This is a genomic window from Pseudomonas sp. NFXW11 (genome assembly GCF_049887815.1).
Taxonomy (GTDB): domain Bacteria; phylum Pseudomonadota; class Gammaproteobacteria; order Pseudomonadales; family Pseudomonadaceae; genus Aquipseudomonas.
The window spans coordinates 343,427-353,272 of the sequence record NZ_JAGEKI010000004.1 but is presented as its reverse complement, the minus strand read 5'-3'; the positions used below and the strand labels follow the sequence as shown (position 1 = coordinate 353,272).

Annotated in this window: 11 protein-coding genes; 5 read left to right on the top strand and 6 right to left on the bottom strand. The window is 65.2% G+C overall.

The genetic code is table 11. The features are described 5' to 3' along the window. Nucleotides 1–115 (top strand): transposase (locus J4P02_RS09580; RefSeq protein WP_143497295.1); only part of this gene is annotated, 115 nt, incomplete at its 5' end. Nucleotides 116–265: 150 nt separating this feature from the next. On the opposite strand, the gene J4P02_RS09575 is transcribed toward J4P02_RS09580, so the two are convergent. Then, nucleotides 266–1,162, bottom strand: coding sequence for an AraC family transcriptional regulator N-terminal domain-containing protein (locus J4P02_RS09575; protein ID WP_426189472.1), 897 nt, complete (start codon nucleotides 1,160–1,162; stop codon nucleotides 266–268). A 181-nt stretch (nucleotides 1,163–1,343) separates the two neighbouring features. Between J4P02_RS09575 and J4P02_RS09570 the strand changes: the two genes are divergently transcribed. Further along, the gene (locus tag J4P02_RS09570) at nucleotides 1,344–2,396 is read left to right on the top strand and encodes an NAD(P)-dependent alcohol dehydrogenase (RefSeq protein ID WP_426189470.1); all 1,053 of its coding nucleotides are present in this window, start codon (nucleotides 1,344–1,346) and stop codon (nucleotides 2,394–2,396) included. A gap of 101 nt (nucleotides 2,397–2,497) precedes the next feature. Here J4P02_RS09570 and J4P02_RS09565 read toward each other — a convergent pair whose 3' ends face one another. Further along, on the bottom strand, nucleotides 2,498–2,977 hold the full coding sequence (locus J4P02_RS09565; RefSeq protein WP_426189468.1) for a GNAT family N-acetyltransferase: 480 nt from the start codon (nucleotides 2,975–2,977) through the stop codon (nucleotides 2,498–2,500). A 184-nt stretch (nucleotides 2,978–3,161) separates the two neighbouring features. On the opposite strand from J4P02_RS09565, the gene J4P02_RS09560 reads away from it, so the two are divergent. The 3 genes from J4P02_RS09560 to J4P02_RS09550 all read left to right on the top strand — a co-directional run bounded on the left by J4P02_RS09560 (nucleotide 3,162) and on the right by J4P02_RS09550 (nucleotide 5,537). Continuing rightward, nucleotides 3,162–3,803 (top strand): HD domain-containing protein, encoded by a 642-nt coding sequence (locus J4P02_RS09560; protein WP_426189466.1) that lies wholly within the window; start codon nucleotides 3,162–3,164, stop codon nucleotides 3,801–3,803. Nucleotides 3,804–3,917: 114 nt separating this feature from the next. Beyond that, complete coding sequence (locus tag J4P02_RS09555) at nucleotides 3,918–5,126, top strand: MFS transporter (RefSeq protein ID WP_426189464.1); 1,209 nt, start codon at nucleotides 3,918–3,920, stop codon at nucleotides 5,124–5,126. A gap of 84 nt (nucleotides 5,127–5,210) precedes the next feature. Then, nucleotides 5,211–5,537 carry a hypothetical protein gene (locus J4P02_RS09550; protein ID WP_426189462.1) on the top strand — a complete coding sequence of 109 codons (327 nt, stop codon included), beginning with the start codon at nucleotides 5,211–5,213 and terminating at the stop codon, nucleotides 5,535–5,537. Nucleotides 5,538–5,580: 43 nt separating this feature from the next. Here J4P02_RS09550 and J4P02_RS09545 read toward each other — a convergent pair whose 3' ends face one another. The 4 genes from J4P02_RS09545 to J4P02_RS09530 all read right to left on the bottom strand — a co-directional run bounded on the left by J4P02_RS09545 (nucleotide 5,581) and on the right by J4P02_RS09530 (nucleotide 9,794). Further along, entirely contained in the window at nucleotides 5,581–6,504 is a 924-nt protein-coding gene (locus tag J4P02_RS09545) for a PfkB family carbohydrate kinase (protein WP_426189460.1), read from the bottom strand. Next, nucleotides 6,497–7,963, bottom strand: a complete 1,467-nt coding sequence (locus J4P02_RS09540; protein ID WP_426189458.1) for a purine-cytosine permease family protein — start codon at nucleotides 7,961–7,963, stop codon at nucleotides 6,497–6,499. Before J4P02_RS09540 ends, J4P02_RS09545 begins: the two co-directional genes overlap by 8 nt. 122 nt (nucleotides 7,964–8,085) lie before the next feature. Then, nucleotides 8,086–9,084, bottom strand: coding sequence for an ADP-ribosylglycohydrolase family protein (locus J4P02_RS09535; RefSeq protein ID WP_426189456.1), 999 nt, complete (start codon nucleotides 9,082–9,084; stop codon nucleotides 8,086–8,088). Further along, nucleotides 9,081–9,794: a GntR family transcriptional regulator gene (locus J4P02_RS09530; RefSeq protein WP_426189454.1), complete on the bottom strand. Its 714-nt coding sequence runs from the start codon at nucleotides 9,792–9,794 to the stop codon at nucleotides 9,081–9,083. Before J4P02_RS09530 ends, J4P02_RS09535 begins: the two co-directional genes overlap by 4 nt. Nucleotides 9,795–9,846: the final 52 nt, after the last annotated feature.

Here is a 9,846-nt window from a genome sequence, read left to right as displayed (position 1 = left end):
GCAACTGGAAGGGATAAACAATCGAATAAAGGTCATCAAACGGATGGCGTACGGTTACCGGGATAGCGAATTCTTTTTTATGAAGATCAAGAGCGTCTTTCCCGGTAATCCGTGAAGAACCTTTTTTATGCCTGCACCCCACCACCATCCATAGGAGCCGGCTGCCGGCGAAAGGGCCCTGGAGCCTTGCAGCGTTCTCACGGACGCCTTCGCTGGCAAGCCAGCTCCTACAAAAAATACGCAGATCCTCCGTAGGCGCCGGCGCCTACAGGGCAACAGCGCGTTCGTCCCCGGGGTTACGCGCGAAATAGCGCTTGTACTCGCGACTGAACTGCGAGGTGCTCTGGTACCCCACCCGATGCGCCACCTGGGCCACGCCCAGCCCCGCCCCCAGCAATAACTGCTGGGCCTTGAGCAGCCGCAGGCGCTTGAGGTACTGCACCGGCGACAGCTGGGTGCTGCGCTTGAAATGCTCATGGAAGGTCGAGGTGCTCATGTTCGCGCAGCGGGCCAGGGTCTCGACGTTCAGCGGCTCGGTGTAGTGCTCGTGCAGGTGATTGAGCGAAGCCGCCACCCGGGCGAACTGCCCCTGCTGCTCCACCAGTGCCCGCAGCGCATCGGCCTGGGGCCCGCGCAGGGCGGCGAACAACAGCTCGCGCACCCGCGAGGCGCCCATGATCCTGCACTCCAGAGGATCATGCAGGCAGCGCAACAAGCGCTCCACGCAGCCGCGCATCAGGTCATCGAGCACCACCGAGGTCATCGACTCCAGGGTCTGCGCCGATGCCGCCCGCCCCTCGCCCACCCCCATGGCCAGCACCAGCTCGCCGAGCATGGCGCGGTCGATGGCGATGGAAATCCCCAGCAGCGGCGCATCCGGCAAGGCGAAGGTCTCGCACTCGAAAGGCACCGACAGGGCCTGGATCAGGTAGTGCCCGGCGCCGTACTCCAGAGTCCGGGTGCCCAGGTAGGCCAACTTGCTGCCCTGGACGATGATCATCAGGCTCGGCTCGTAGATCTGCGGGCCCCGCGCCACATCGCAGCTGGCTCGCAGCACCTGCACCCCGGGCAAGGCGGTGGCGACGAAACCATCGCGGCTGGCAAGGGGCTGGATCAGCGAGACCAGGGTGGCGTTGGCGTCCAGATGACGGGTTAGCAGCATGGGAAAAACTTCACGGAAAAAAGGGATGAAAACATCATCGCAGGTCTGCCGGCCAATGCTGCGCAAAAACCGCCAATGACGGAGGAATAGGCATGACATGCCGAGGAATCGCCATGGTTGCCCCAGCCCTCGACGCCGAGAATGCGCCACCTCATCCATCAGCGCTTTTGCGAGGTCCACCATGTACACCGCCCTAGGTTATGCCGCCCAATCGGCCACCACACCCCTCGCCCCCATGAGCTTCCAGCGTCGCAGCCCACGCCCTCACGATGCGGCCATCGAGATCCTCTACTGCGGTGTCTGCCACTCGGATATCCACCAGGCCCGCAATGAATGGGGCATCGCCGTGTACCCGCTGATGCCGGGCCACGAGATCGTCGGCAAGGTCACCGCGGTCGGCGCCAGCGTCAGCAAGCACAAGGTCGGCGACCTGGTGGGCGTCGGCTGCATGGTGGATTCCTGCCGCCATTGCGAAGCCTGCGCCGCCGACCTGGAGCAGTACTGCCTGCAAGGCCCGACCATGACCTACGCCACCCCGGACCGGGTCGACGGCAGCAACACCATGGGCGGCTATTCCGACAGCATCGTGGTCGACCAGCACTTTGTGGTGCGCATTCCCGAGAAACTCGACCTGGCCAGCGCCGCGCCGATCCTCTGCGCCGGCATCACCACCTACTCGCCGCTCAAGCACTACGGGGTCAAGCCTGGCGACAAGGTGGGGATCCTCGGCATGGGCGGCCTGGGCCATATGGGCATCAAGTTCGCCAAGGCCCTGGGCGCCGAAGTGACCCTGTTCACCCGCTCCCCGGACAAGGCCGAAGAGGCTATGCGCCAGGGTGCCGACCAGGTGATCGTATCCACCGACCCGGCGCAGATGCAGACCGCCGCCGGGCATTTCAACTTTCTGCTGGACACCATCCCGGTGCCCCACGACCTCAACCCCTACCTCGACACCCTGCGTTTTGACGGCGTGCATATCCTGGTGGGGCTGATCGAACCCGTGGACCCGGCGCTGCATGCGGCCAAGCTGGTATTGGGTCGCCGGGTGCTGGCCGGCTCGCTGATCGGCGGCATTGCCGAAACCCAGGAAGTGCTGGATTTCTGCGCCGAGCACGGCATCACCTGCGATATCGAGATGCTCGATATCCGCCAGATCAATCAAGCCTACGAGCGCATGATCAAGGGCGATGTGAAGTACCGCTTCGTGATCGATATGGCGACCTTGAAGGCCTGACTCCAGGTTAGGTGAGGTCCGGCTTGCCAGCGGCGGGGGGAGCTTTCGCTGGCAAGCCAGCGCCTACAAAAGCCGGTGCCGGCATAAGCCGTTGGCTGGGCTCAGCCGCGGGCGAAAGCCCGCAGCACCTCGCCGTCCATGCGGTACTTGACCCACTCTTCCTGAGGCTGGGCGCCCAGGGACTTGTAGAACTGGATCGCCGGTTCATTCCACTCCAGCACGCTCCATTCAAAACGCCCGCAGTCGTTGTCGCAGGCGATCTGCGCCAGGTGCCGCAGCAACTGCTTGCCCGCCCCGCCGCCCCGTTGCTCCGGAGTGATGTAGAGATCCTCCAGGTACAGGCAATTGCTCCCCAGCCAGGTGGAGTAACTGAAGAAGAACACCGCAAAGCCGATCGGCACGCCATTGCGCAGGCAGATCAGGCCGTGGGCCGTGGCGCCTTCGCTGAACAGGCTGCGTTCGATGTCGGCGACGCTGGCGATCACTTCATGGCGTGCCCGCTCGTAGTCGGCGAGTTCAGTGATGAAGGCAAGAATCTGCGGCGCATCGCTGGGCAGTGCAGGACGAATTTCGACGGTCATCGACGGCTCTCATGGCGGAATCAGGCGGCCATATTAGAACGACAGCGGAAACACATGCACGGGCATTTGCGCCCATTACCGACTCGCCCTCACGCGCCGCAGGTTCAACACCCTCGCAAGCGCCCTTATCGTCGTCCACACCAGCGGCTAAAGTAGCGCCCAGACTGATTGAGCGGACCACCCAATGACCTTCGCACCGCTGCAAGCCCTGGCCGAAACCCTGCTGCCCCATGCTTTCGAACCCGTCGCCGATGGCGCCCACGACCTGTCCCACCTGCAACGGGTATGGCGCAACGCCCGGCGCATCAGCGACCAGGAAGGCGGCAAACTGCGGGTGCTGCTGGCGGCCACCCTGCTCCACGACTGCGTGGCATTGGAGAAAAACTCGCCACTGCGGGCCCAGGCCTCGCGCCTGGCGGCGGACAAGGCCCGAGGGATTCTTGCCGGGCTCGACTGGCCGGCGGACGAGATCGATGCCGTGGCCCATGCCATCGCCGCCCACAGTTTTTCCGCGAACATCGCGCCGGTGACCCTCGAAGCGAAGATTGTCCAGGATGCCGACCGCCTGGATGCCCTCGGCGCCCTGGGCGTGGCCCGCACCTTCTATGTCGCCGGCCGCCTGGGCCGCCCCCTGTACGATCCCGCCGACCCGCTGGCCCAACAGCGCGAACTGGATGACAGGCAATTCAGCCTGGATCACTTCCAGGCCAAGTTGCTGCACCTGGCCGAAGGCTTTCAAACCGCCGCCGGCGCCCGCCTGGCGCAGGTCCGTCAGCAGCGCCTGCAACGCTTCTACCAGGAGCTGCTGGAGGAAATCGGCCAGTAAGCAGCGCCGTTACTCCGCTAGCGGCTAATCCTGAGGCCAGCAGGAACACAACCAACACCCGCAATCACCATGTTAGAAAGCCCGGCATCACTCCAAGCATGACGAGGCGCTTTCATGTCTACGCCGCAATCCCGGGTGCCGGGCCCGTTGTTCGGGCTGTTCTGCCTGGGCAGCTACCTGTTGTCGCTGTCCTATGGCTCGACCTTTCTTCTGTCGCTGCTGATCGGCAGTCGCGGCGGCAACGAACATGACGCCGGTAGCGTGATTTCGGCGGCGATGCTCAGCACCTTCGTCGCGGTGCTCGCTTCCGGGCACCTGGCCGACTGGCTCGGCGCCGCACGCGCGGTGGCGCTGTTCGGCTGCCTGCTGGCCCTGGCCAGCCTGGGTTTTGCCCTGACGCCAGGCTTCGGCCCCGGCCTAATGCTGTTCGGCCTGACCCTGGGCCTAGGCTGGGGCGTGTTCTATACCCTGGGGCCGATCATCGTTGCCATGCTGGTGGAGCCCGCACAACGGGCGCGCTACTTCGCCCTGCTGTCGGGCAGCATGATGACCGGTATCGGCTCCGGCCCCCTGCTAGGCCGCTTGGCCAGTGCCCTGGGCTACCCACTGACCAGCGCCTTCTTTATCGCCGCGCTGGCCAGCCTGCTGGGGGTGGCGATCTTCTGGCGCCTGAGCATCCGGCTGCGCCAGGGCAGCAATCACCTGGGTGCCTCGGCGGCCCGGATCACCTGGAGCGGCACCCGCCAAGTACTGGGTTCCAAAGCCTTGCTGCCGATCTTGATGGTGGGCCTGGGCGGTTGCGTGTTCGGTGGCCTGTCGAGTTTCCAGACCAGCTACGGGCCGTCCCGGGGCGTGGACTATTCGCTGTTCTTCCTGGGCTTCATGAGTGCCGCCATCGCCAGCCGCATGCTGCTCGCAGGCATGGTGGTCAAGCGTGATCCCTATCGCGCCTCCTGCCTGCTGTCGGGGTTGATGCTGGTGTCGATCCTGCTGTTTCTGTTCGTCGTGGACAGCAGCGCCAGCTACCTGCTGGCGGCGGTGCTGCTCGGGGTCGGCTATGGCCTGACCTACTCGGTGATCAACGGCCTGGCGGCCAACGAGGCACCGCCCGGCAGCACCTCGCAATCGCTGCTGCTGTTCAGCCTGTCGTACTTTGTCGGGGTGTTCGGCTTTCCCTGGCTGGCCGGGCGGCTCATTGTCGCGTCCGGCATCCAGGCATTGCTGTTCAGCGTGCTGGTGGCCGCCCTGCTGAACTGGGCGATCAGCCTCGGGCGCCTGGGTTGGCGTCATCGACAGGCGGCGCGGATGCCTTGCGATGGATAAGGCCGCTCGTCGCCTGTCAGGCACCAATCGCCCTTGGCCGCGGACCAATATCAGGTAACGACACTGACGAAGGGAGGCGACACCATGCTCAAGGTTCAACTTTCCGCCCTGGCCCTGGCCGGGCTGCTGTCTGGCGCGGCGCAGGCCGATACCAGCGACCCGACCGCCCCGGTCGAAGGGCCAAAATCACCGGCGCTCCAGGGCCTGCCAAAGATCAATATCAACTCACCGGCCATGGACGAGGGCTCGCTTCCACCCTCCACCGGCAGCGACCCGCGAACCCAGGGCAATGACAGTGGCCGCCAGGGCGGCGCCGGCACCCTGGAGATAGGAACTCCGGATAGCAGCAAGCAGGGTTCCAACCTGAAAAGCGGCAGCGGCGCCTCGGGCGCGACCGGCAATCAGCCGTAACTGGCCGGCAGCGCTCGTGGTCAGCAAAGCCCGCTTCTCGGGGCTAGGCACTGACCTGCAACAGGGCATCCACTTCGGCGCTGCCTGGCGCAGTGGCCGGGCCGCGGCGGGTGACGGCAATCGCCGCCGCCGCATTGGCCCGGCGCGCCGCCGCCAAAGGTTCGAGCCCAGCCGCCAGGGCGGCGATAAAGACCCCGGCATGGGCGTCGCCGGCGCCATTGCTGTCCACAGCCTGGACCTCGAAACCCGGCACCAGCACCTGCCTCCCCCGCTGGCCAATCCAGCAGCCCCGAGGACCGTCACGCAGCACCAGCAAAGCCGCCGTCGGGAGCCAGGCACCGAGCCGGGCCAAGGCGGCATCCAGATCGGTGCTGGCCGTCAGTTGCAGGGCCTCGGCGCGGTTGCTGCTCCAGATATCGATACGCGGCAGCAAGGCGGCCAGCAGCGGTGAATCCGCCGACTGCACCAGAGGCCCGGGGTCGAACATCAGCGGCACATCCCGTGGCAAGCCCAGCAGCCAGTCGATCAGGGCCCGGGCCTTGCTCGGCTGCAGCAGGCTGTAGCCGCTGACATAGACATAGTCCCCGGGCTGCACCTGCACCTGTGCCAAGTCCTCGCTGGAGAGCTCGCCTTCGGCGCCGATATGGGAAATGAAGCTACGCTCGGCCGAGGCTTCGGTCAGGGCCACGCACAGGCCAGTGTCGGCGCCGGGGCTGCACGCCAGGCTCATGTGAATGCCTTCGGCCTGCATCGCTGCACGCGCCAGATCACCAAAGCGCCCCTGGCCATGGCGGCCGAGATACACCACCGGCAAGCCGTTGCGCGCCGCCGCGGCCATGACATTGAAGCCGCCACCGACCTCAAAGCGCGCCGACTCGGCCAGCACCTCGCCCCCGGAAGCCGGCAAGTGCTCCACCGCCATCACCAGGTCCACTATCACCTGGCCGCTGTGCAGCAACCTAGGCATTGGCATTCTCGGCAAAGCTCAGGCGCCGATCCCGGGCCCCACCCAGCAGGCCGTAGCCACCGCCGGCCACCAGGAAAGTGACTATCCAGCCCAGGCCGTTCTGCCCCAGCCAGGAGTCGGCCAGCGGCCCGACGAACCACTGGTCTTCGGCGGTGGTGCCAATGCTGGTGAAACAGAAGCCCAGCACTATGGCCAGCAGCCAGGCGCCACAGGCGCGCCACTCGATGCCGCCCTGATACCAGTAGGCGCTGCTTGGGCCGACATTCAACAGGTCATCGGCGCTGTAGTAATGGCGATGGATCAGGTCCACCACGAAGATCCCCACCCAGGCGGTGATCGGCACCGCCAGCAGGGAAATGAAGCTGATGAAGGGACCGTAGAAACTGTCGGCGATCAGCATGAAATAGATCGAGCCGATAAAGATCGCCACGATGTCCACCAGCACCGCATAGACCCGTTTGGCCCGAAGCCCCAAGGTCAGCGCGGTCAGGCCGGCGGAGTACACCGACAGGTTGTTGGACAGCAACAAGCCACCGAAGGCGGCAATCAGGTACGGCACGGCCATCCAGGTCGGCAGCATGTCGCGGATGGCGATGATCGGGTCCACCGCCGAGGCCAGGTGGTCGTTGCCCACCGACAGCAAGCCGCCCAGGGTGATCAGCAACACCAGGGGGATGCCGGCTCCGAAGGCCGCCGAGGCCACCAGGCGCCCGGCCGTGACCGAACGCTGCTGGTAACGCGACATGTCGGCGCCAGAGCTGGCCCAGCCGATGCCGGTGCCGGCGGCCATGGTGCCGACGCCAATCAGCATCGCACTCATGGGCGCCGGCGCGGCATTGAACACCGCGGTCCAGTCGATGGTGGCGCAGAGAAACCCGCCCACCAGCACATTCAACGCACCGAAGCCGTAGGTGGCCCACTTCTGGATCAGCAGCAGGGTGGCATGGCCCAGGCCGGACACGCTCAGGGTCATGAGCACGATGATGCCGATAAACAGCAGGGTCAGCAGGGGCGCATCCTTGGCCGAGGCCGGGGTGTGGAACAGCAACGAGCTCAGGGACAAGAGGACAAAGGCTGCGGTGGTGGTATTCACCGTCTCCCAGCCGACCCGCGACAGCATCGACACCAGGGTCGGGCCGATATTGCCGCGCACGCCGAAGATCGCCCGGGACAGGGTCAGGCTGGGCGCCCTGCCGCGCCGCCCGGCCACCGAAATCAGGCCCACCACGGCGAACGAACCCACCGAGCCGAGAATCGCCACCACAATCACTTGCCAGATCGACAAGCCGCGAAAAGCCACCAGGGTCGCCCCCAGCGGCAGGCCGAGGATGCTGATATTGGCCGCGAACCAGACCCAGAACAGCTGTAATGGATGGCCGTTGCACTCGGCTTCGGGAACCGGCTCGATGCCGCGGGTTTCCAGTTGCCCGGCGCCGGGTCCGGTGGTCGATGAACTCATGGATAAGGCTCCTGTTGCCGTTGTTTTGATTTCAGGCAATTTCGGAAGTCGCTGAGCATCCCGGCATTCCTGGCCGTGTTTCTAGCTTTCCATAGCGATGACTGCATGCAGCGCTGGCGGGGTCAGCGCAGCGCCAGCAGCTCTTGTACCAGAGGCTGCAGATCCAGTTTATTGACCTGCTGCACCTGTTCGATCAATTCCACGGGCCACACTGCAAGCCCCAAGCAGGCACCGAGCATGGCGCCGAGAATCGCCGCGATGGTGTCGGTGTCGCCCCCCAGGCTTGCGGCCATGCACAGTGCCTCGAAGGCCTGTAATTGTCCCTGGGCCACTTGCCCGGCCAGGGCGAAACTCACCACCACCGATTCCTGGGACGCCACCGAAGTGCCGACCAGCTCGTAGAGCATCTGGGCGAAACGCTGCTTGTCGCCATCGAGCTTCAGGCTGGCAGCCCACTCCAGACGGGCCGCAATGCTGGCGCCCGCCACCCAATAGCCATGGCCCTGGGCCTGCCGGGCGATCCGCTCGCCAAGGGCCAATGCCTCAACCAGGGCAACACCGTTGATCCCGGCCGAGACCACTGCCGCCACCGCTGCCGCACTGGCCACGCCCAGAGTGGTGTTGTGGGTCACCTGGCAGGCCTGCAGCACCGCCTGGATAAAGCGCTCGTCCTGTTCGACATCGCAGGCTATGCCCACCGGCGTGATGCGCATGGCGGCGCCATTGGTGGTGCCGTAGCGCCCGGCTTCGTCCACCGAGTGACCGGCAAGAATCATATCGATGGCGTGCTTGGTCGAAGGCCCGAGCAGATCCTGGGAGCCCTTGGCACGCATCGCCGCCTCCCACTCGATCAGGCTGCGCGCCAGCTCCGCCGGAGCGATCCGGCCCTGGCCGCGAACCAGCAGAGTGCCCAGCAGAATCGCCTGTTCGGTGTCGTCGGTGATCGAGCCCGCAGGCATATTGGCGGCGATCGGCTGGTCCGGGCCGGCGGCTTGCAGCGTTTCAATAACGCCAAAACGCTGCTGGATCTGTTCCCGGCTCAGGGACTGGGTGGGCATGCCCAGGGCATCGCCCAGGGCCAGCCCATAGAATGCACCGAGCGCCCGCTGCAGCGGGGTCACTCGTTGGCCCCGAATTGCAGGTGCATGCGGAAATGCTGTGGATCGAGCAGGCTTTCCACCTGTTCCATGAAACGTCCCTGGCGGTCATAGGTGGTGCGCAGGGCCTTGAGGAATACTTCGCCCGGAGCGCGTCCTAGCAACTCGGCGTCTTCGTTGTTCAGGGGTTCGACGCCGATCCATTGATCGCCGCGCTCGCCGATATAGCCGTAGGCGGCCAGGGTAATGGTCAGGGAATCATCGATCAGGCCGACTCGGGGCAGGCCTTCCAGGCCCCCGGATGCAGGGATCAGCGAACGTTCAAGGGACAACACCCGGCCATCGGTGCTACGGCGGCGACGATCCAGGGCGATGAACTGCTCGGTGCCCAGGCGGTGCTTGAGGTCCGGGCGGCTGATCGCCTCCAGGCGCAGCACCTCGGTGTTGATCAGTGCGCCGCTGTCGGCGAGGGCCTGGGCCCAGCCATGGTTCTGATCCAGGGCGACCCCGTCGAAGGTGACGATGGAGCCGACCCCGCTTTGTGTGGCGATGTAGTTACGTCGCTTGAGCTCGGCCAGGGCCTCGCGCAAGGTGCCGCGGCTGACACCGAATTCCTCGGCCAAGCGATGCTCACCCGGAAGCTGAAAGCCGTCCTCCATCAGACCGCTTTCAATGCGCCGGATCAGTTCGTCGACCACCCGTGTTTTCTTGTCGAATCGGACATGTTTGATCATGTCCGGTTTGATACATGAAAGGTCGGATCCAGAGCAAGAAATATCTTCTTAC